Here is a 21,040-nt window from a genome sequence, read left to right on the forward strand (position 1 = left end):
TCGCGACCGAATTGGAATTTGAATTTTAAAATTTGGAATTTAACTCAGTTGATAATTCGTAATCGTAAACAAATCCTCAAAACCTAATCTCGTATAAATGCCTTTTCCTAATGCAGAAGCTTGTAGTTGCGCATATTCGCAATTGGCATCAATAGCTTCATTGATAGCAAATTTCATGATTTCTTCTGCGAAACCTCTTTTGCGCATTTCTGGGATTACGCCGACACCGTGAATTCCCATTGTTTTGTAGGTTTGAAAAAGAGTAAGCGTTCCAATCGCTTTTCCTTCAAAATGAACTAAATAAAACTTTGCATTTTCGTAATTAGCAATCAAGGTTTCTTTGCTGATTACATAACTAAAAGACATTGGATAAATATCTGACCAGGTTTTGGCATCTTCTTCATTTAAAACTCTCTTGAAAGTAAGATTGTTTTGAAGCGGAAATTTTTCTCCCAGTTTTAAAGCCATCGCTACAAGCTGAATTCGGATATGAAAGCCATTTTTTTCGAAAATTTCTTTAGAATTGCTTCCAAAAATATCCCAATAAGGAATAACCAAACCTGGATTTTTCTCCATCGTTTCCTGAATCTGCAGAAAGTTTTCTTCGGTAATATCTTCTCTAGACCATAATCTATTTGGCCAGCCTGAGTTTTTTATTTGAGAAAATTCAAAAGGATCATTTTTATGATAAGAAAGGAGTGGAGTTGCAACAGTTTTCCAAAGAGTGGTTAGATTGTCAATATTGTCTTTAATGAGGTTTATATGGTCCATTTTTATGACGAGTTTTAATTATAACACAAAGATAAATTGGTTCTCTTAGAAAAGTCTTTACATATGTTGATTTACAAATCTTTTTCCAAACTCTTTCTGATTCGGCTTAACTGCGTTGGCGTAATGCCTAAATGCGAAGCAATATGCAATAACGGAACCCGATCAGCGATTGTTGGATGCGTCTCAAGAAGATTAAGATATCTTTCTGTCGCATTCTGCATGACTAGTGCCACTTCTCTTTGTTCTTTTTCGATAATCCAGTTTTTCTCTAAATAGGCAATGTAGAAGGTTTTAAGATCATCATTTTCGCTAATCAACTGGATATATTTTTTGTAATTAAGTCTGATTAAAATACAATCTTCTAAAGCTTCGATCGTAAAACTGGAAGGAGTTTGCAGTATTGATGAAACTTTAGAGCATGCCAGTTTGTTTTCGAGAAAAAGGTTTTTGTTATAGAAATTTCCTTGTTCGTCTGTGATAAAAGTTCGTAAAATTCCTTTTGCAATAAAATAGAGATTTTTGCAGATTTCCCCATTTTCTAATACTATTTCTCCTTTTTTGACGGTCTGGAAATGTGTTAAGTTTTCAATTGATTTCCATGACTTTTCAGAGATAGGAGTGTAACTTTCGAAATATAATTTTAGATTGTTGAGGTATGTTTCTTTGTTGAAGGTCATATTTTTTTATTCGAAGCTAATTCTTAAATTATTTTCTACCCTTGCTTTATTTCCTTTATATGTTCCAGGTTTCCAGTTATTGTAATCTTTTTTTAGAGTATTTAAAGCAAGACTGATTAAATCATTTTTATATTTTTCATCTATACCATTCTGATTTACCCAATTATCTTCTTTTAAATTACTTATAGTTCCATCTTTTTCTACAATAAAATTTACATCAATACATAAAATAACGTGTACCAGTTTTATTTATAGGTAAATCTGTTTTTATTGTTACGTAATAATCATTTTCAATAGCAATCTTTGGGTCTAATATTTTTGGTTTTTCATTTGGTTCTAAATCGTAAATACTAACAATTTTATTATTAATGTTGATATTTTTTATTAGAATTTTTATTGCATCATTTTCTATTTCAGATTTATAATTTTCCCCATATTTCTCTTTCATTTTCAAGTCAATATATTCAATATAGCAACCTACAGTTTGTCCCTCATATCTTACACAGCCAATATCCTGAATTCCAAGTTTAAATTTTCTTTTTTTGAGAACTTCTTTAATTTCTTCTTCATATGGTTTAAAATCACATCCAAAGCATATAGTTTGGACATAAACGCCATCGTATTTTGAAAGATCTTTTTTTGCTCTTTCAATTTCCCCATTACACAAACTATCGGTTTTAGGAACATTTTTTAGATATTGCTCATAATCTAATGGAGGAAGAGGTTTAACAATCTTGGTTGTATCTAACGTTGATACATTAGATACCTCTATATTTTTTTTACAACTAATTATCAAAAAGAAAAATACAAATAGGGCGAAGTAATATTTTTTCATAGAACGATTAATAATCTAGAAGTAAATATATGAAATTATGGAGATGCATTATTATGGTATTTTCTTTGTGGAGATACTTGTGGAGATCTCTCCTTCGTCGAGATGACAAAAAAATGAGAATAAGTCCGTTCCAATCAGCTAAATCTGCGTGAAGAACAAAACTTTGCGACTTCGCGTCTTTGCGAGAAACTCAAAAAGACTTTCGCGTCCTTTGCGCAAACCTTCGCGCCCTTTGCGGTTAAAAAACTAAAAAACGCCATGAAACCTAAGTCCCACAGCGTTTTCATCTCAAAAAATAAATAATTAACGGGTAATGTAACGAGGTATTATTTCCAGCCTCCGCCTAAAGCGCGGTATAAATCTGTATTGGCTGTAAGCTGTTGTCTTTTAATATCAGCAAGTTCCAATTCGCTTTGCAAAAGATTCGCTTGAGCTGTTAAAACTTCAAGATATTCTGCCAAACCATTTTTGAACAAAAGATTTGCATTTTTAATAGCCTGCTGTAATGTTTTTACTTTTTCTTTCAAGAAAGTTTCTTGCTGCTGTAATTTTTCTACTTTAACCAAAGCATCAGAAACTTCGCTTACCGCAACCAAAACCGATTGTCTAAAAGCTAAAACGGCTTTTTCTCTTTCTGCTAAAGCAATATTATATTGCGTTTTAAGTCTTTTGTTATTCAAAAGCGGTTGTGTTAAACCTCCTGCAACAGTTCCGAATAGAGAAGCCGGAATGTTGAACCAATTGCTGGTCTCAAAAGAGTTTACGCCGCCTTGAGCCGTAATTCTGAGAGCTGGGTATAAATCCGCTTTCGTGATACCGACATTTGCGTTGGCGACTTTAAGAGCCAATTCGGCACTTTTTACATCAGGTCTTCTGCTTACTAAGGCAGAAGGAATTCCAATTGCTGTATTGTGTTTTACTTCTAGTGCGCTTAACTTAACGGATCTTTCTTTTGAATTCGGAAAAGAGCCAGTTAACACACTCAAAACATTTTCCTGAATCGCAATGTTTTGTTCCAATAATGGAATCAATTGTGCTGAATTTAATTTCTGTGCTTCCGATTGTTGAATCGCTAAATTGGTTACCTGACCAGCATCGTATTTTAATTTGATAATATTTGTTGTACTATCATTTAAACGAAGGTTTTGTCTGGCAATGTCCAATTGTGCGTCTAACATCAAAAGATTATAATATCCTCTAGAAACATTAGCCACAATATTGGTCTGCAATGCTTTTTTTACTTCTTCAGATTGAAGATATCCTGCGTAAGCCCCTTTCTTTTGGTTTCTGATCTTTCCCCAAATATCAGCTTCCCAAGAAAGAGAAGCTCCAGCAGAATAGTCGTCAATATGTTTGGCGCCAATGGCCTGATTTAAGTTTAATCCTGTAAAACTATTGTCTGACGGATTGCTTGTACTGGCATTAACGAATAAGTTAACTTGAGGCACATTTCCCCATTTTGACTGTGTAAAACGGTATTGTGCAATTTCGATGTTCTTTTCAGCAATCTGAAGGTCGTTGTTTCTCGCAACGGCGCTGTCAATTAATTTGATAATATCTTTTTCTGTAAAGAAATTTTTCCACTCCACATCGGCAATACTGGTTGTATCACTCGAAACCGATGCATTCCTGAAATTGTCAGGAAATGCATCTTTTGGAGTTTCAATATCCTTAGAGACTTTACAGGATATTAAAGTCGTGATCAGAATGGCGAAGGTCACGATTTTGGTTATATGATTTTTCATTAGTCTTTTTATTAAATTTCTACCCGTTGGGTTTATTCTTTTAAACATATAGAGACATAGTTTTTTTAGCCTCTAAAAAGGCGTTTCACTTGTTTTAAATGTACATAGTTTTGCTATGTGTTGAAACTAGTTTCTTCTAATCTCTTTTTTAGACATACAATTCTATGTCTCTATGTGTTAAAATATATTTTTTTAAATCTCACTAGCAGATTAAATTTCTGTACAAGTATCTTTTCTAGTTTCAAGATCTCTTGAGATTCTGTACGATATATATCCGATGCCAAATATGATGGCGACAAGTATGGTTGTGATATAGTTTTCCATTTATTATTTTTCTTCGTTATGAATTACAGCGATTGGTTTTCCGCTCACTTTTTCTTGTAAATGCTGGAAGATGATGAATAATACAGGGATGATGAACAAACCTAGAACTACTCCTGAAAGCATCCCTCCAGCTGCCCCGATACTGATGGAGTGGTTACCTTGTGCTGATGGACCTTTGGCACTCATCATTGGTATTAATCCCACCACAAAAGCAAGAGACGTCATGATAATTGGTCGCAAACGTAATTTTGCTGCCATAATTGAAGCTGCTACTAATCCTTGTCCTGATCTTCTTCGCTGTGCTGCAAATTCCACAATCAAAATGGCATTTTTAGCGAGAAGTCCGATCAGCATGACAAGAGCAACTTGTACGTAAATGTTGTTTTGAATTCCTGTTAAACCAATAGCAGCAAATACTCCAAAAATACCTGCAGGAATTGACAAGATTACTGCCAAAGGCAAAATGTAACTTTCGTACTGTGCAGCAAGTAAGAAATAAACGAATATCAAACACAGTAAGAATATAGTTGCCGATTGTCCTCCTGACGAAATCTCCTCACGCGTTTGGCCCGAGAATTCAAACCCGTAACCTGCAGGCAATTGTTGTGCTGCTACTTCTTCAATAGCTTTAATGGCATCTCCTGAACTAAATCCTGGTTTCGGAATCGCATTAATTGAAATTGAGTTAAACAAATTATATCTAGAAGCGGTTTCAGAACCATAAATACGAGTCAGTTTTACTAAAGTATTTATCGGCACCATTTCGCCTGTTTTGTTTTTTACAAAAACTCTGTCAATCGAAGTCGGATCGGCTCTGTCTTCAATATCTGCCTGAACCACTACACGGTAATATTTACCAAATCGGTTAAAGTCAGATGCTTGTGCGCTACCAAAGTACGCTTGCATCGTTTGTAAAATGTCTTTTACATTAACACCCAATTGATTTGCTTTTTCGTCGTTAACTTCCAATTGCAATTGTGGATAATCGGCTTTGAAAGAGGTAAAGGCAACGGCAATCTCAGGACGTTTCATTAATTCTCCGATAAAATTCTGAGAAACTCCACTGAATTTATCCAGTTTTCCTCCTGTTTTATCTTGCAGCACTAAATCCAACGCTTCAACGTTGCTAAATCCTGGAACGGTTGGAAAACTGAATACGAAGAAACTTCCTCCAGAAATAGATCCCAGTTTACCGCGAACCTGATTCATGATTTCGTCAATATTTTTTATTTCTCCACGTTCTTCGTTTGGTTTAAGCAATACGAAAACTACTGCAGAAGATGGGCTCGTAGAGTTGGTCAACAAGTTGAAACCTGAAATTGCGGTTACAAATCGAGAAGCGTCTAATGCTTTTAAAGTATTCTCAGCTTCTGTCATTACCTTTTGAGTTCCGTCTAATGACGTTCCAGATGGCGTATTTACTGCAATAGCAATAAATCCTTGATCTTCTGTTGGAATAAACCCAGAAGGAGTTGTTTTTACCATCACTACTGTTGCCAAAGTAATTAACGCTAATCCGCCTAAACTCAACCATTTTCTTCTGATTAAGAATTTAATTCCGCCAACGTAACGATTGGTAAGCGATTCAAAACTGCTGTTGAAAGCACTGAAGAATTTTTCTTTAAATCCTTTTTTCTGATAAGGTTCATTGTGATCGTGTGCTCTGTGATTATCTTTTAAGAATAATGCAGCAAGCGCTGGACTCAATGTTAAGGCATTTACAGCCGAAATTACAATTGCAATTGCCATCGTAAAGGCAAACTGACGATAGAAAACTCCCGTTGAGCCTTCCATAAAACCAACCGGCAGGAATACAGCAGCCATTACCAGCGTAATCGAGATAATAGCACCCGTTATTTCGTGCATTGCTTCATGGGTGGCGATTTTTGGAGACAAACGTTTGTGCTCCATTTTCGCATGCACCGCTTCGACTACCACAATGGCATCATCGACCACAATACCAATCGCCAGAATTAATGCGAAAAGTGTTAAAAGGTTGATCGAAAATCCGAATAACTGCATGAAGAAGAACGTTCCTAAAATTGCTACAGGTACAGCAATGGCCGGGATTAATGTTGATCTAAAATCTTGCAGGAAGATAAATACCACAATGAATACTAAAATGAAAGCTTCAATTAAGGTATGTTCAACCTGTTCGATAGATTGGTCTAAAGATACTTTTGTACTATAGAAAATATTGTGTTTAATGCCTTTTGGAAAATCTTTAGAAGCTTTTTCCATCATTTTGTTAATGGCAATCTGAATATCATTTGAGTTGGATCCAGCTAACTGGATAACTCCAATTACAATTCCTTTTTTACCATTTAAACGAGTTAAACTGTTGTAAGAGTAAGCTCCAAGTTCAACTCTCGCTACATCTTTTAAGCGAAGTACTGAGCCATCTGCATTAGAACGTATAGCAATATTTTCATAATCTTCTGGTTTGGTTAATTTTCCTTTGTATTTAATAACGTATTCAAAAACCTCTTTGCTTCGCTCTCCAAATTTACCTGGAGCCGCTTCCAAACTTTTGTCCTGAATAGCGCCCATAACTTCGCTTGGCGTTACTTTATAAGCTGACATCTGTGTTGGATTCAGCCAAACACGCATAGAGTAATCTTTTACACCACCAAAAATGCTGGCAGAACCTACACCAGGAATACGTTTTAATTCCGGAATGATATTAATCTGTGCATAGTTGGCCACAAAGGTTTGATCGTATTTGGCTTCGTCATCAGTATACATACCAATAGCCATGATGAAACTGTTTTGCTGTTTAGCGGTAATAATACCTTGCTGGACAACTTCGGCTGGCAATTGGCTTGTTGCTTGTGCCACACGGTTTTGCACGTTTACCGCAGCTTGATCGGCATCTGTACCCAGTTTAAAGAAAACCGTAATAGCCAAAGTACCGTCGTTACTGGCAGTAGAACTCATATAAGTCATGTTTTCTACACCATTTATAGACTCTTCTAGAGAAGGAGCCACAGAACGTAAAACCGTTTCTGCGTTGGCTCCTGGATATACCGCCGTTACCAAAACCGATGGAGGCGCAATATCAGGAAACTGTTGTAAAGGCAGTTTAGTTAAACCCAATACACCCAGAATTACCAATAAAATGGAAATTACGGTTGCCAGTACAGGTCTTTGTATAAATATTTTGAACATTGTGTTTTAGAATTATTTTTGATTAGTTACTTGGGCAACTTTAGTTGATTTTTCAGGCTGAATCGCTTGCCCGTCCTGAAGTTTGTCAATACCGCTTAACACTATTTGGTCGCCGGTTTTTACACCTTCTTTAATTAAATAATTAGTGCCGCTTTTACCTACAACAGTTATAGGCATTTTGGTTACTTTGTTATCTTTGCCTACAGTAAATACAAATACTTTGTCCTGCATTTCAACTGTAGCCGACTGAGGAACTAAAATCGCATCGTCGTGATTTAATCCTAAACGGATTCTTCCTGTGTTTCCAGAACGTAACACGCCGCCTTTGTTAGGGAAAGTTGCTCTAATAGTGATTGCACCAGTAGTTTTATCAAACTGACCGTCAACCATATCGATTTTTCCAGTTTGAGGGTAAGCATTGTTATCAGCTAAAATCAAAGTAACTGGAGGTAATTTTTTGATTTTATCGCCTAATGAACTTCCTGCATATTGCTCTTTAAAGTTGATGAAATCAGTTTCACCTAGCGAGAAATAAGCAAATACTTCGTGAACGTCTGATAAAGTAGTTAAAGGTTCAACATCTGTTGCAGAAACTAAACTTCCTTGTTTTTTAGGCAATCTTCCAATGTATCCACTAACTGGAGCTGTTACGTTGGTATATCCTAAATTAATTTTAGCAGAACCTACCATTGCTTTTGCTTGTTCGATATTGGCAGCAGCAATTTTTGAGAAGCTTTAGCTGTTTTTAATTGATAATCAGAAACTACTTTGTTCTGAACTAACGGAGTCAATTTGTCAACTTCTAAATTAGCGTTTATTAAAGCCGCTTCAGCTGCGTGGAGACTTGCCAAAGCATTGTTTAACTGCTCACGATACGGACGTTCATTGATTTTAAATAAAGTTTGTCCTTTGTTTACATATGCGCCTTCGTCTACATAAATTCTGTCAAGGTTTCCGCTCACTTGTGGGCGAATTTCAACATCAACAGTTCCTTGTATTGAAGCAGGATATTCAGAGTCAGTAGTTGTGTTGGCACTTGTGATAGCCAATACTGGTAAAACCGGTGGGGGTGGAGCAGTAGGCGCCTGATTTTTGTCGGCACAGCTGCTTAAAACTAAGGCCAGGATAAAACTGGTTATAATTACATTTTTCATTTTCATTGTGGTTTTAATTGGTTGAACATTTTCTCGGATAAAATTCTTTGGTATTCTGGCATTCTCGGGATTCATATTTAATTGAATTAAATTATCTAACGTTGTTAAGTAAATGTGCGCAAATTTCCATACAGTAAGCCTTTCCAATTCTATTTTAAATCAGTATTAAATTATCTAACGTTGTTAAGTAAAAGTCTAAAAAAAGAGCTTTTATTACCTTTATTAAATTTTCTAACAGTGTTAAGCGAAAGTTATAAAAAAAAGGATTTTATGTTATCCCGTTTAAATCATTTTACACTGTTAAGTAAAATTGAAAATTTTTTTTATTGTATAGATTTGATGATACCAGTAATAGCATCCTTCAAAATCTGAGCATTTATGGTTTCTAAAATATCACTTTTGTTAATGATGTTGATGGCGATTAAACCATGAATAACAGAAAAGAAAGTAAAATATTTTTGTTTTATGATATCTTCACTAGGATTGCTGTCCTTCATAATTTCAGCAATGACACCAGTAAACAATTTGTAAGGTGCTTCCTGAGCCGAACATCGCTGTGCGCAGCAAGTCATTTGAACACCAAACATAAGTTGATACATTTCAGTATTGGTAAAAGCAAAATCCCAATAAGTCATCCACATGGCTTCTAACTGATCTTCTGGTTTTTCAAACTTGTCTTTCGCAGTCTGCAACTCTTTAGCCAGTTTAATAAAACCTTTGCCTGTCAGTTCTTCTAATATTGCTTCTTTATTCGAGAAATATTCATAAATAATAGGAGCAGTATATTCGATTCTGTCGGCAATTTTACGCATACTCAAACCATTCCAGCCTTCATCTTTTACGATATCATAAGCAGCGCCAAGAATATTATTTCTTGTCTCTTCTTTTTGTCTTAAAATTCGATCTTTGCTAGCCATTGTATTCAAGTATTAAATCGTTTAACACTGTTAGGCAAATGTATGGCGGATTTTCGAATTTCAAAATATTTTTATCATAATATTTTCTTATTGTATTATAGAGAGTGCTAAAACACTTTTAAAATAAGGTGTTTCGAAAGTTTTTGTGCTTTGTAAAATTTAGTTTAAAACAAAATTCAAACTAAATTTGAGTCAAATTTAGATGATTTTCAAGTTTTTTTTAATCTGAAAAAGCGATGATTTATCGATTATTTCATTCCGCGAACATTCATTTCTATCGTATAAACACTTTTGCTGGCAGTAATAAATAATGTTTTAAATTTTTTTCCTCCAAAACAAACATTAGCTGTCCAAGGTTCAGGAACATCAATATGAGCTATTTTTTCTCCTTTTGGATTGAATATGGTAACTCCTTTTCCGCATAAGTAAATATTTCCGGACTCGTCTATTGTCATTCCATCTGAACCCGATTCGGTAAACAGCGTTTTTTTACTTAAAGAGCCATTGCTTTCAATTGTATAAGAGTACGTTTTGTTTCCTGCTATATCAGCAACGTATAACGTTTTTCCGTTTGAAGTTCCAATAATGCCATTTGGTTTTACAAGATCACTCTCAACGTTGATAATTTTGGATTTATCAGGAGATAAATAGTAAACGCATTCTTTCTCTATTTCTTTCGAGGTATGTTTCCAGTAATCCCTTTGGTAAAAAGGATCTGTAAAATAGATACCGCCTTTTGTGTCAACCCAAAGATCATTAGGGCCATTCAGCCTTTTTCCTTCGAAGTTGTTTAGTATTACAGTATATTTTTTGTTTTCATCTATTTTCCAAAGTTCATTTTTTTCATCGGCACAAGCCAAAAGATTGCCTGTGTGATCAAAATACAAACCGTTAGCTCTTCCTGCATTTTCCATAAACACAGAAAGTTGGCCATTAACCGACCATTTCATGATTCTATTATTCGGCTGATCCGTAAAATAAATATTTCCTTTTTTATCTGAAGCAGGTCCTTCTGTAAAACTGAATTGGTCTGATAGTTTTGTGAGAACTGCTCCTTTTGCTATTATGGAATGGCTTTTTTCTTTTAATGACTGAGCGTATATAAAATTTGTAAAAGTTAAAGTAATAAGAAATAAAAAGTGTGATTTTATTTTAAGTTGGAGTGGGTTCATTATAAAAAGGTTTAAAAACTTGCTTTTGAAGCGGTTTTAAAAGTAGTTTTTATTTCTGATATTAAGTGCAATGAAATTAGAATTTTATTTTAATTTCAGTTTATCAAAAGCATTTTTCGTAACATTACAACAAAAAATGAAAACGCTAACTATCCTACAAACCACAATCGCTGTTTTATTTTTCCAAAAGACCTTCTGTCAGGAAACCAAAAAAGAGACTCCACAATACACCATCGAAAACTGTGTCAATCATTTTGATATCAACAAAGCCACCAAAACCAAAGTAGGTTACCAATACTGGTTTGCCAATAAAGATTTCACTCAAGAAAACACTTTAAAAATGAGTATTGTCGAACCTGGAAAATCCACGCATGCGCCGCACCACCATCCTGAAGAAGAATTCTTCTACATTTTAGAGGGAACCGCCGAATTCTTCCTTGACGGAAAAACCGTTACAGCAGGCCCGAATACGAGTTTTTATTGTCCGCCAAATGCCGAACACGGAATTAGCAATGCTGGAAAAACAGACTTGAAATATTTAGTTATTAAAAAGGATTTGAGATAGGTTGCTTTCTTGTCTTTTGAAATTTTGGTCATTTTCAATCCGAAGTAAATTAGCATTGAGGGCACCATTAATCTGCATGTTTTGCAAAATAGAGAGAAGCCATTTCAACGATTGCCTCTTGTGTTGTAAAACTGTATTGCACTCCGTGATTGAGCGTATAAGAATCTCCAAGTTCGGGAAAATGCTTTTTTCCATCTATTTGAAACGGATCCAGAACCGACAGCCAAAGATTGCGATGCCGATCTTTAAAATAAAACTGATTCCGATCTGAAACAACTAAGATTGTTCCGTTGTCATTATCAAGAATCGAAGTATGATTGCTGCCCTCGTAATCGCCCAAAATAGTAATATTGGTATTGTATTTTTTGGACATTAATTCCGCAATTTTTTTTGTAAGTGGCATAAGAAGTGGTATTTGGTTTGTCTCGAGGTCAGTAAATTTAAAACGGCATATTTTATTGATATTACCCCTAAAAGTTTTTTTTGTATTAAAATAAGGTTTTTTTAAGTTTTTTATGTCGTTAGAGTTTTTAAGTCTGAAAAAAAATCCGTAGAAATGAAATCTTGATTGATTCATAAAATGCTTATAAAATAGTAAACCAAATTGACCTAAATTTTACATAATTTCATTTTATTTTTTAATAAAAATTTGATTGCCAATTAATTAACTTTTATTAAAGAAAGCTTTAACACGGTCTATTTTCTCTGGCTTTCTCAAATAACTAATTTTAGGTAAATCAAAATTAATAACGTTTAAATATTTGAAATTATGAAAAAGAATATCGCCATATTAGCCACAAACGGTTTCGAAGAATCAGAATTAGCATCGTCTAAAGCCTATCTGGAAGAGCAAGGCTGGAATGCAGATATCGTCAGTTTGAAATCTGGAACGATCAAAGCTTGGAAAGACGGAAATTGGAGCAACGAATATAATGTTGATGTCGTATTAGATCAGGCAAATGAAGCCGATTACGATGCTTTGGTTCTGCCTGGAGGAGTAATAAATCCTGATTCATTAAGAAGGGAAGAAGCTGCGGTAAATTTTGTACGTTCCTTTTTTGAAAGTAAAAAACCGGTAGCCGCAATTTGTCACGGACCTCAAATTCTGGTGGATGCTGATGTTTTGGATGGTCGAAAAGTAACATCGTTCTTTTCTGTTAAAAACGATTTGAAAAATGCCGGAGCACAATGGGAAGACTCAGAAGTTGTCGTAGACAACGGATTAGTAACCAGCCGAAACCCGAATGATTTACCCGCTTTTAATAAAAAAATGGTGGAAGAAATTAAAGAGGGAATACATGAACGCCAGAGAGCGTAAAAAGTTGTTTTCTTTTAGATTTATCAAATTATAAAAAATGCAGGATCATATTTTGGTCTTGCATTTTTTTATAATAGCTAGTTTAATTTCTTATCCCCAATTTTGTCGTTTCGAGGAACGAGAAATCTTCGCAAGTAGCTCTACAAAGATTGTAGATTTAGATTGCGGGCTTCGACTTCGCTCAGCCAGACAAATCTTTGTAATTTTTTTTCATACAGTTTGTCATTGCGAGGAACGAAGCAACCACATTTACAAAATCAGACTTTGTAACTTATGGTTAATGAGATTGCTTCGTTCCTTGTAATGACAAAGCTACGATAAATGCCTGCTGAAATATAGATTTCTTATATTTGATAAAAGGAATATAATAATTGAAAGAAAAATCTTTCTTTTTAAAAAGTTTTCTTACATTTGAAATTCCTATAATTACGACTTTAGATTTGAACAAGACTTGCCCTTGTATTATGTGTACGGTATCGGAAACGACCGTAAACGCTGTCGTAGGCGTTAGGAACACTAAGATGCAAGGGTTTTTATATTCCTAATACTACGACATTATGAATTCAAACACCCTTTCCAAAGAAGCCGAAACAAGGCTGATTGATTTTTTTAACCATATTATAGATCCTGAAGATATGGCTAAAATCTTAAGACAAGTAAATTGCATTTTAGCTCTCGGCGTAATGCGACAACACGAAACCCTCCAAATTGGACTAACCAATTTTGAAGACAATTATTATTGGCTCAATGAATTGGCGGAAATTTTGAATCCTTATTTGAGTGAGGAGTAAATTGTAAAAATGAAAAACCTCGATTTTTTTAAGGTCGAGGTTTTCTTTTAAATAACGAACTATTTTGTTACTGAAATAAGTTAAAGGTATTTTCTATATTCCAACTATGGTTAAAAGCTTCTTTCTCCCAGATTGTAAAAAGCTCCTTTTTTTTCTTTTCATCTAATGTATTATATAATTCTGGAGATATACACCAAAATTCTATTCTAGTCGAAATTAAATCAGAAATTATTTTTTTTATTTGGGCATCATCTGAGTTGATAATTTTTTCAAATAAAATTTCTGACCATTTACAAATATAGTCAGCATGAAAAGCAATTAGTACATACGATTTGTCTTTGTATGGAAATATATTGATAATACTTGTCGTAAATGGATTAATTCTTTCTCCGTTTAAATTAGTTCTAGATAATGAATTTTCAGAATCTATAATATTAATTGGACTGGAAATACAAATTTCTAATCTATTGATTTCGCAAACTTTATAGATAAAACGGTTTTTATTATTTTTCAATTCGTTTTCAAACTCTTTTTTAAAAAATAATAAATTGTTCAAACTATTAAGAATACCTTTTTTATAATTACTTAAAAAAACAACTGATTTAATTCCTGTTGATATATCTAAATATCCACTTGCTATATCAAATGCCATTTCCTTACGTCTTATTTCTTGGCACAATGATCTATATGCAAAAAGACAAAGATTTTTTTCAGATTTTAAATCCATTTTTTTTGTATTTTCAATAGAAGAAAATATACTAGCATCATGGTTTTTACAAAACCCAGGAAATGTATAAATATTATTTATTCCAATTTTTTGAAATTGAAATTTGCCTTTAGTCTGTTCTTCAAAAGGTGAGTTGCCAATTACTTGATATAGATGATTATTGTAACTGATACTATTTAAAATACCATTTTTCTGTAAAACATGAGACTTTATAGCAATTTCATTACAATCTTCATAGATACATTTATATACTTTGTTTTTTACTTTTCTTTCTATTTGATCTAATTTTTGAGAAAGCGTTTGATGTTTCATATATTTTGATTATTATTAATCTTTATAATTGACCAAGTTTTACATATAATGTTTTATAAATAAATAAAAAAATGGATATAAATTTTTACAATAAAATATCACGATCTTATCAAATTCTTTCAGATCGATTTACAAATTTTAGTAAATCATATCAAAACGGATACATAATATATGATAAAAATATGTTTCAAGTTCGTGATGATCAATTTAAGTTTTTAAAACAGTTCGAAAATATTCCTTTTGGGACATTTTTTAATGATGATTTTATCAAGAAAAATGATACTGGAGGAGATTACTACAAATCATCCTCAATAATTGAAACAGAAAAAACAATGAATATCCATAGTGAATTTTATATGATTCTATTTTATTACTTAATAAATGAATTTAAGCAGGATCTTCAAAATTTACTTGATTTGTTAGAAAGTGATATATTTAAAGAGAAGTATCGTGGTTTTTATAAAGTTGACGAATTTAAATTTAAATATTACTTATCCGAACATGAATCAATTTTTAAATTTATAATGGATAGAATACAAAATTTTGGATTAATATATCATTTATTTCATAGGACAAACTCTGGGTTTATTTACGCTACGGAAAGCGAAATGGTTTTTAGAGTTCAAGCAATAAAAGATTTATTGGAGGCTAATAGCAGGATTTATAATTTTCAAAAATTTAGAATTGTCTAGAAAATTTTAATTCAAAAATAAGAATATTTAATAAAGTTATTTAACCTCAAAAAAAGCCTATTGGAAACTAATATTGTAGACATTCAAGATCGTGTTTTAGATTATGGAGATATAAGGAAACAAAGTATACGAGCAGAACATGGAATTCGCTCTTTGTGTGTTATGTATGATGATCACTCAACGGATGTTAACTCAAAAGAAAATATCTTTATTCTTAAAGAAAATGTCCATTATAGAGTTTTTTCTCTTGTGCATCAATATCAGATATTTTTATCACAATTAGACTTTCATGAGCACAACTTAAATCAACTTTACAAAGCTAATCCACATTATTTAAGTGCTTTTCCATTTGGTAATCCACACTTTAAACAAGTTGATTTAGAAATGTCTTCTGTTTTTGATAATGTTATCTTTCAAATATCATCTGTTTACGATTATTTAAGTCATCTCATCTGTTACATTTGTAAAATCAATAAGTCTGATACTCTTTATTGGACTAAATTGGCAAAAGCTGCTGCAGGACAAAATAATGAATTCTCAAATTTAGAAATTCGAAATACAATTGCGGATTTAAACAGAGAGTTTGTTGCACGTTTATATGATTATAGATCAAGATTATTGCATAATAAAAAAGATGATCATATTTTTAATGGTGAGATTAAACTTGAAGGATTTAATTTTAATTTAAAAATTTTAGCATCTGATACTGCTATTAGGCACTTTAAAGGAATCCGTAAAATTTACGAAAGCGAGCAGATCACATTAGCCTTTCTAACATCTTGGATGATCAAAAAAACCTTTATTGATATTGAAACAATTTTAGATGCATTGAGGGAGGAAATTCTAAAGAAGTCAAATTTTGAAAATAACTTAAGAAATCCTAAAAATAAAAACAATGCTATGTTTTTTTATATGGAACCTGGAACTAATGAAGTGAGACCTGCTTCAGAAGGATTGTGGAATGAATATAAAAATTGGGATAAACACAATTAATTTAAAATGGAAATTTTTACTCTGTTAGATTTTTTTTGATAATTTAAATAGTTGAAAATTTTGCAGAAATACTTTTAAAAAAAACAAAAAAAGGACAGTCCCTCCAATTAAAGTAGAACTGCCCTTTTAGGCAAATTTTTAAATTTGCATTCCTAAGAATGCGTACAGTTTTTGGTAATCACTAAATTGAAGACTAAAACGCAGGTTATCAATGCCGATATAGTATGAAAACAGTCTAATTTTTATTAGACTGTATTGAATACATAATCGGTATTATTCGTTTATGACATCGCCTTCCTTAGTTTCTTCGCTGGCAATTTTTACCAGTTTATCGTTTGGAGTCAAATCGCCGAAAATTTCAATTTTATCTTCGATTTCTCTTCCTTTTTTAATATCAACTCTTGTCGCTTTGTGGTTTACTACTTTCACTACATATAAACCTTCTGCAGAATTCACTACTGCCGATTTTGGCACTACAAACGTGCTGTCTTTCGCGTTAAGCGGTAACAAAACTTCGGCAACCATTCCTGGCAATAAATTTCCTTTGGTGTTATGAACGTCCATTTCTACTCTTTCAGAACGCAGTTTTAAATCTAAAGCGCCAGACATTCTGGTAATTTTAGCCGTAAAAGTTTCTGGCAAAGATTTTACATTAAAACTCATTTCGTCCCCTGGGTGCAAATATCCTGTATACAATTCTGGAACAGAAACCGCCAAACGTAATTTGCTTTGCTCTTGAATCGTCAATAAAGGCAAATCAGATCCTTTTCCTTGCGGGCCAACAAATGTTCCTAAATTCACATTTCTAGCTGCTACAACACCGTCAAAAGGAGCACGAATTTCTAGATAACCTCTCATAATCGAGATTTCTTTATGTGCTGCAATAGCTGCTTGGTATTGTGCGTAATCAGAATTCTTTTTGCCGCTTGCCATTTCTAAATCGTTTTTAGAAATCGTTCCTTCCACTTTGCTCGTTTCGTACAAACGGTTGTAAGTGCTTTTGCTCGTTGCGTAAATCGCTTCCATAGATTTCAGTCTTGATTCGGCTGCAGCCAATTGCGAACTGATTTCTGGAGCTTCCAAAACAATTAAAAGCTGTCCTTTTTTTACTTTAGAACCAATATCAACTTTTAAGGTTTTTACGAAACTGCTCACTTTTGCATACAAATCAACTTGTTGGAAACCGGTTAATTCGGCTGGCAAACGTAATTCTGTCGTCAGTTTTTCTTTCGCTAATAGGAAAGTTTCTACTTTAGGTTCAATTTCTGCTTTAACAGGTTCTTCTTTTTTAGAATTACAGCTGTTCATGAAAAATACTGCTACTAGAAACAGCGGGCTATATTTTATAATTTTAGTGTTCATTTTTTGGTTTTATATAATGAATATGTTTTTAATTCTTTGGGAGTAATTATTTTAACACATAGAAACATAGCTTTTCTTTGTGCATAAAAGGCGTTTCACTTTTTTAAATGCATCCCGATAGCTATCGGGACTATGTGTGAAAACTAGTTTTTTCTTTTACCTTTTTTTAAAAACTAAAATCTATGTTTCTATGTGTTAAAAAAATAATTACACTCAACGAGTTAGGACTTTCCAACTTTCGACTTACTCAATGATGAGATATAATGGATGCTTTCTTCGTCTTCAGGATCTAAAGAAACAGATTGTGTCGATGTTTTTTCTTGTGCCCACGCAAATATCTGCGGAAGGATCAATAATACGGCAAAAGTAGAAAATAATAATCCACCGATAACCGCTCTTCCTAACGGAGAAACTTGATCGCCTCCTTCGCCGTGTCCAATTGCCATTGGCAACATACCCATAATCATCGCAACAGAAGTCATGATAATCGGACGAAGACGCAATGCTGCTGCTTCTCTCGCAGATTCTAAGGCGTTTCCGTTTATTTTTCGGAGCTGTTCGGCATTGGTAACCAAAAGTACGGCATTGGCAATAGAAACCCCAACCGACATGATGATTCCCATATACGATTGTAAATTCAATGTTGAACCAGTTAAAGTCAGCATTAATAAAGATCCTAAAACTACGGCAGGAACTGTTGTTAAGATTACCAGCGAAACCTTGAACGATTGGAAATTAGCGGCCAGCATTAAGAAGATTACAAACACAGCGACCAATAATCCTGTTTGCAAGCTGCTTAATGTCTCTGTCAATACAGTACTTAGTCCGATTGGCGTGATAAACAAACCACGAGGTAATTCGCCCAATGAACTAATTGTTTTGCTCACATCTTTTGAAGCCGTCCCCAAATCGGTTTTATAGATGTTTGCTGTAACGGTAATGTATGGCATGGCCCCTAAATTGTCATTTTCTCCGCTTACAAATCCCGGTGTAATTTTGGCAACGTCACTTAAAACCGGACGAAGCGAATTTTTTAATACCGGAATTTCTCCAATATCGGTTTTGCTTTTCATTTTATTCAAAGGTACTTGAACCTGTACAGAATATGATAATCCTGCTTTTTCGTCTACCCAGTTATTTTTTTCGGTATAACGAGAAGATGAGGTCGAAGCCACAAGCGAACGCGAAATATCATTCATATCGACTCCCAATTCGGCAGCACGAGTTCTATCAATATCAATATTCATTGCTGGATAATGTATTGGCTGACCAATTTGAACATCTCTGAAATACGAAATCGCTTTTAGTTTGTCTACAATTTGAGTCGCGTACAATTCGTTTTTCTTTTTATCTTTTCCAGCCACACGAATCTCAATTGGAGTAGGAGAACCTTGGCTTAAAACTTTATCCGTCAATTCGATTGGCTCAAAAGAAAGTTTAGTATCTGGAAGCAATTTTTTAAGTCTTGCTCTAAATTCATCTTTAAAGTCATCCATATCTGCCTCATAATCTTTTAAACTCACTTGGAAAACCGCTTCGTGAGAACCTGCCATGAACAGATAAATCGGGTTAATCGAGAATAGAGAAGGGTGTTGACCCACATAAACAGATGAGATTCCGATATGCTCTTTTCCGACCATTTTCTCCAATTCTTTTAAAACGATTCTAGCTTGTTCTTCTGTTCTTTCCAAACGAGTTCCATCAACAGCACGCATTCTCAATTGGAATTGGCTTGAATTGGTTCTTGGGAAAACGTCTTTTCCGATAAAAGTAATAAATACAATAGCCAGCGCAGTTGCAGAAACCAGATACGTAATACTCGTTATTTTTTTGTGAACAAATAAACGGTCTAATGTTCGCATAAAACGAATCTTGAAGCGTTCGAAAGCGCTGATTTTTCCGTTGTTGTTAGTATCTTCTCTTTCTACATAAACTTTTTTCTGAGTAATCAGATTTTGTTCAGATTCTGGCGTTAAACCGCAGTCGTTAAACTCCGCTTCGTCATCCGTAATTTCTGGTCCGTGTGCATGTTTTTCATGTCCTTTCATCATCCAGTTGGCCATTACAGGTACAAAAGTCTGAGATAATAAGAACGAAATAACCATTGAGAAACCAATTGCTAAAGCCAAAGGCAAGAACAATGCTCCTGGAATACCCACCATGGTAAATGCTGGAGCAAATACGGCAAGGATACAAAGAAGGATCAATAATTTTGGCAACGCGATTTCTTTACAGGCGTCCCAAATGGCGAGTGCTTTTGGTTTTCCCATATCGAGATGCTGGTGAATGTTTTCGATCGTTACGGTACTTTCGTCAACCAAAATACCAATTGCCAAAGCCAATCCCGAAAGAGACATTAAGTTAATCGTCTGTCCGAATAATTTAAGGAATAAAACTCCCGAAATAACCGAAATCGGAATCGTCATAATTACGATTAAAGCCGCACGGCGGTCACCCAAGAATAATAAAACCATTAATCCCGTTAAAACCGCACCAATGATTCCTTCAGTAATCAAACTTTTAACCGAGTTGATTACATAAACGGACTGGTCAAATTCATAAGATAATTTTACGTCTTCAGGAAGCGTGCTTTGAATTTTAGGCAATTCAGATTTTAATTTCTGAACCACATCCCAAGTAGAAGCGTCTCCCGCTTTTGCAATACTAATGTAAACCGAACGTTTTCCGTTTACCAATGCATAACCCGCTGTAATGTCGGCACCGTCTTTTACTGATGCAACATCACCCAGTTTTAAGTTTTGAACACCGCCTTTGAATAACGGAATCTGTTCAAAATCTTTAATTTCTTTAATCGTATTATTGGTTGGCGTAATATAGTTTTTGTCGCCCATACGAACGTTTCCTGATGGAGCCGTCTGGTTGTTTAAACGAATCGCTTCTACGATTTGGTCTGGCGTCATATTGTGCGAACGCAATAAATCTGGATCTACGTTGATCTCAATAGTTCTTGGGCTTCCTCCAAATGGTGCTGGAGATAATAAACCAGGAATCGAAGTAAAAGAAGCACGAACATAAACGTTGGCCAAATCCTGCAATTCGTTGTTGGATCTGATTTTACTGCTCAAAACCAATTGTCCGATTGGCAGTGAAGAAGCATCAAAACGAATTATAAACGGAGGTTGTGTTCCTGGAGGAAAAACCGCTTGGATTCTGTTTGAAAGCGCACTTAACTCGGCAGCTGCCTGCGCCATATTGGTTCCTTCATAATAGGTTAATTTCATAATCATTAACCCCTGAATATTTTTGGTTTCTACCGATTTGATACCGTTTGAGAAAGGTAAAACGTTTACGTAGTTTTTGGCAAAATAAGCTTCCATCTGGTCTGGCGTATAACCTCCAAACGGGTGCGCAATGTAGATAACCGGCAAATTCATTTTTGGTAAAATATCTACCTTAATGTCTTTGATGGCACCAATTCCGAAGAAAAATAGACCCGCAACCAGTACTAAAATGGAAATGGGTTTGCGGAGTGCAAAACGTATTAAATTCATTAGGA

At 34.2% G+C, this 21,040-nt stretch carries 18 protein-coding genes; 5 read left to right on the plus strand and 13 right to left on the minus strand.

Features of this window, described 5'->3' with window-relative positions; translation table 11 throughout:
• Window positions 1-39 precede the first annotated feature (39 nt).
• The 9 genes from BB050_RS15720 to BB050_RS15755 form a co-directional block, all read right to left on the minus strand.
• Window positions 40-771: a GNAT family N-acetyltransferase gene (locus BB050_RS15720; protein WP_066034203.1), complete on the minus strand. Its 732-nt coding sequence runs from the start codon at window positions 769-771 to the stop codon at window positions 40-42.
• Between the two features lie 71 nt (window positions 772-842).
• Window positions 843-1,448 carry a Crp/Fnr family transcriptional regulator gene (locus BB050_RS15725; protein WP_066034204.1) on the minus strand — a complete coding sequence of 202 codons (606 nt, stop codon included), beginning with the start codon at window positions 1,446-1,448 and terminating at the stop codon, window positions 843-845.
• Window positions 1,449-1,665: 217 nt separating this feature from the next.
• Entirely contained in the window at window positions 1,666-2,283 is a 618-nt protein-coding gene (locus BB050_RS15730; protein ID WP_066034205.1) for a hypothetical protein, read from the minus strand.
• Window positions 2,284-2,609: 326 nt separating this feature from the next.
• Window positions 2,610-4,028, minus strand: coding sequence for a TolC family protein (locus tag BB050_RS15735; protein WP_066035190.1), 1,419 nt, complete (start codon window positions 4,026-4,028; stop codon window positions 2,610-2,612).
• Between the two features lie 327 nt (window positions 4,029-4,355).
• Window positions 4,356-7,520: an efflux RND transporter permease subunit gene (locus tag BB050_RS15740; RefSeq protein WP_066034206.1), complete on the minus strand. Its 3,165-nt coding sequence runs from the start codon at window positions 7,518-7,520 to the stop codon at window positions 4,356-4,358.
• A gap of 12 nt (window positions 7,521-7,532) precedes the next feature.
• Window positions 7,533-8,210: an efflux RND transporter periplasmic adaptor subunit gene (locus BB050_RS22310; protein WP_472342643.1), complete on the minus strand. Its 678-nt coding sequence runs from the start codon at window positions 8,208-8,210 to the stop codon at window positions 7,533-7,535.
• Window positions 8,204-8,674, minus strand: a complete 471-nt coding sequence (locus BB050_RS22315) for an efflux RND transporter periplasmic adaptor subunit (RefSeq protein WP_472342644.1) — start codon at window positions 8,672-8,674, stop codon at window positions 8,204-8,206. The genes BB050_RS22310 and BB050_RS22315 overlap by 7 nt, the downstream gene beginning before the upstream one ends.
• Window positions 8,675-8,997: 323 nt before the next feature.
• Entirely contained in the window at window positions 8,998-9,591 is a 594-nt protein-coding gene (locus tag BB050_RS15750; protein WP_008467721.1) for a TetR/AcrR family transcriptional regulator, read from the minus strand.
• A gap of 248 nt (window positions 9,592-9,839) precedes the next feature.
• Complete coding sequence (locus BB050_RS15755) at window positions 9,840-10,763, minus strand: SMP-30/gluconolactonase/LRE family protein (protein ID WP_066034207.1); 924 nt, start codon at window positions 10,761-10,763, stop codon at window positions 9,840-9,842.
• Between the two features lie 136 nt (window positions 10,764-10,899).
• On the opposite strand from BB050_RS15755, the gene BB050_RS15760 reads away from it, so the two are divergent.
• Window positions 10,900-11,328 (plus strand): cupin domain-containing protein, encoded by a 429-nt coding sequence (locus BB050_RS15760; protein WP_066035191.1) that lies wholly within the window; start codon window positions 10,900-10,902, stop codon window positions 11,326-11,328.
• A gap of 67 nt (window positions 11,329-11,395) precedes the next feature.
• On the opposite strand, the gene BB050_RS15765 is transcribed toward BB050_RS15760, so the two are convergent.
• Window positions 11,396-11,731: a hypothetical protein gene (locus BB050_RS15765; protein WP_123906998.1), complete on the minus strand. Its 336-nt coding sequence runs from the start codon at window positions 11,729-11,731 to the stop codon at window positions 11,396-11,398.
• A 366-nt stretch (window positions 11,732-12,097) separates the two neighbouring features.
• Between BB050_RS15765 and BB050_RS15770 the strand changes: the two genes are divergently transcribed.
• Both BB050_RS15770 and BB050_RS15775 read left to right on the plus strand, forming a co-directional pair.
• The gene (locus tag BB050_RS15770; protein ID WP_066034209.1) at window positions 12,098-12,646 is read left to right on the plus strand and encodes a type 1 glutamine amidotransferase domain-containing protein; all 549 of its coding nucleotides are present in this window, start codon (window positions 12,098-12,100) and stop codon (window positions 12,644-12,646) included.
• A gap of 557 nt (window positions 12,647-13,203) precedes the next feature.
• A complete protein-coding gene (locus BB050_RS15775) occupies window positions 13,204-13,437 on the plus strand; it encodes a hypothetical protein (protein WP_066034210.1) in 234 nt (77 codons plus the stop codon).
• Between the two features lie 67 nt (window positions 13,438-13,504).
• Here BB050_RS15775 and BB050_RS15780 read toward each other — a convergent pair whose 3' ends face one another.
• The gene (locus BB050_RS15780) at window positions 13,505-14,476 is read right to left on the minus strand and encodes a hypothetical protein (RefSeq protein WP_066034211.1); all 972 of its coding nucleotides are present in this window, start codon (window positions 14,474-14,476) and stop codon (window positions 13,505-13,507) included.
• Window positions 14,477-14,547: 71 nt separating this feature from the next.
• Between BB050_RS15780 and BB050_RS15785 the strand changes: the two genes are divergently transcribed.
• Together BB050_RS15785 and BB050_RS15790 are read left to right on the plus strand one after the other, a co-directional pair.
• A complete protein-coding gene (locus BB050_RS15785; RefSeq protein WP_066034212.1) occupies window positions 14,548-15,168 on the plus strand; it encodes a hypothetical protein in 621 nt (206 codons plus the stop codon).
• Between the two features lie 60 nt (window positions 15,169-15,228).
• Complete coding sequence (locus BB050_RS15790; RefSeq protein WP_123906999.1) at window positions 15,229-16,161, plus strand: hypothetical protein; 933 nt, start codon at window positions 15,229-15,231, stop codon at window positions 16,159-16,161.
• A 273-nt stretch (window positions 16,162-16,434) separates the two neighbouring features.
• On the opposite strand, the gene BB050_RS15795 is transcribed toward BB050_RS15790, so the two are convergent.
• Together BB050_RS15795 and BB050_RS15800 are read right to left on the minus strand one after the other, a co-directional pair.
• Window positions 16,435-17,523, minus strand: a complete 1,089-nt coding sequence (locus tag BB050_RS15795; RefSeq protein ID WP_066034214.1) for an efflux RND transporter periplasmic adaptor subunit — start codon at window positions 17,521-17,523, stop codon at window positions 16,435-16,437.
• A gap of 221 nt (window positions 17,524-17,744) precedes the next feature.
• Window positions 17,745-21,035: an efflux RND transporter permease subunit gene (locus BB050_RS15800; protein ID WP_066034215.1), complete on the minus strand. Its 3,291-nt coding sequence runs from the start codon at window positions 21,033-21,035 to the stop codon at window positions 17,745-17,747.
• Window positions 21,036-21,040 lie beyond the last annotated feature (5 nt).

The organism is Flavobacterium anhuiense (assembly GCF_001705175.1).
Classification (GTDB): domain Bacteria; phylum Bacteroidota; class Bacteroidia; order Flavobacteriales; family Flavobacteriaceae; genus Flavobacterium; species Flavobacterium anhuiense.

What these genes read in the sequence shown, in the direction of transcription:
- BB050_RS15775 (WP_066034210.1), top strand. Translation starts at nt 13,204, where the DNA reads ATGAATTCAAACACCCTTTCCAAAGAAGCCGAAACAAGGCTGATTGAT.
- BB050_RS15750 (WP_008467721.1), bottom strand. Translation starts at nt 9,591, where the DNA reads ATGGCTAGCAAAGATCGAATTTTAAGACAAAAAGAAGAGACAAGAAAT.
- BB050_RS15785 (WP_066034212.1), top strand. Translation starts at nt 14,548, where the DNA reads ATGGATATAAATTTTTACAATAAAATATCACGATCTTATCAAATTCTT.
- BB050_RS22315 (WP_472342644.1), bottom strand. Translation starts at nt 8,674, where the DNA reads ATGAAAAATGTAATTATAACCAGTTTTATCCTGGCCTTAGTTTTAAGC.
- BB050_RS22310 (WP_472342643.1), bottom strand. Translation starts at nt 8,210, where the DNA reads ATGGTAGGTTCTGCTAAAATTAATTTAGGATATACCAACGTAACAGCT.
- BB050_RS15730 (WP_066034205.1), bottom strand. Translation starts at nt 2,283, where the DNA reads ATGAAAAAATATTACTTCGCCCTATTTGTATTTTTCTTTTTGATAATT.
- BB050_RS15765 (WP_123906998.1), bottom strand. Translation starts at nt 11,731, where the DNA reads ATGCCACTTACAAAAAAAATTGCGGAATTAATGTCCAAAAAATACAAT.
- BB050_RS15795 (WP_066034214.1), bottom strand. Translation starts at nt 17,523, where the DNA reads ATGAACACTAAAATTATAAAATATAGCCCGCTGTTTCTAGTAGCAGTA.
- BB050_RS15720 (WP_066034203.1), bottom strand. Translation starts at nt 771, where the DNA reads ATGGACCATATAAACCTCATTAAAGACAATATTGACAATCTAACCACT.
- BB050_RS15755 (WP_066034207.1), bottom strand. Translation starts at nt 10,763, where the DNA reads ATGAACCCACTCCAACTTAAAATAAAATCACACTTTTTATTTCTTATT.
- BB050_RS15760 (WP_066035191.1), top strand. Translation starts at nt 10,900, where the DNA reads ATGAAAACGCTAACTATCCTACAAACCACAATCGCTGTTTTATTTTTC.
- BB050_RS15725 (WP_066034204.1), bottom strand. Translation starts at nt 1,448, where the DNA reads ATGACCTTCAACAAAGAAACATACCTCAACAATCTAAAATTATATTTC.
- BB050_RS15780 (WP_066034211.1), bottom strand. Translation starts at nt 14,476, where the DNA reads ATGAAACATCAAACGCTTTCTCAAAAATTAGATCAAATAGAAAGAAAA.
- BB050_RS15800 (WP_066034215.1), bottom strand. Translation starts at nt 21,035, where the DNA reads ATGAATTTAATACGTTTTGCACTCCGCAAACCCATTTCCATTTTAGTA.
- BB050_RS15770 (WP_066034209.1), top strand. Translation starts at nt 12,098, where the DNA reads ATGAAAAAGAATATCGCCATATTAGCCACAAACGGTTTCGAAGAATCA.
- BB050_RS15740 (WP_066034206.1), bottom strand. Translation starts at nt 7,520, where the DNA reads ATGTTCAAAATATTTATACAAAGACCTGTACTGGCAACCGTAATTTCC.
- BB050_RS15735 (WP_066035190.1), bottom strand. Translation starts at nt 4,028, where the DNA reads ATGAAAAATCATATAACCAAAATCGTGACCTTCGCCATTCTGATCACG.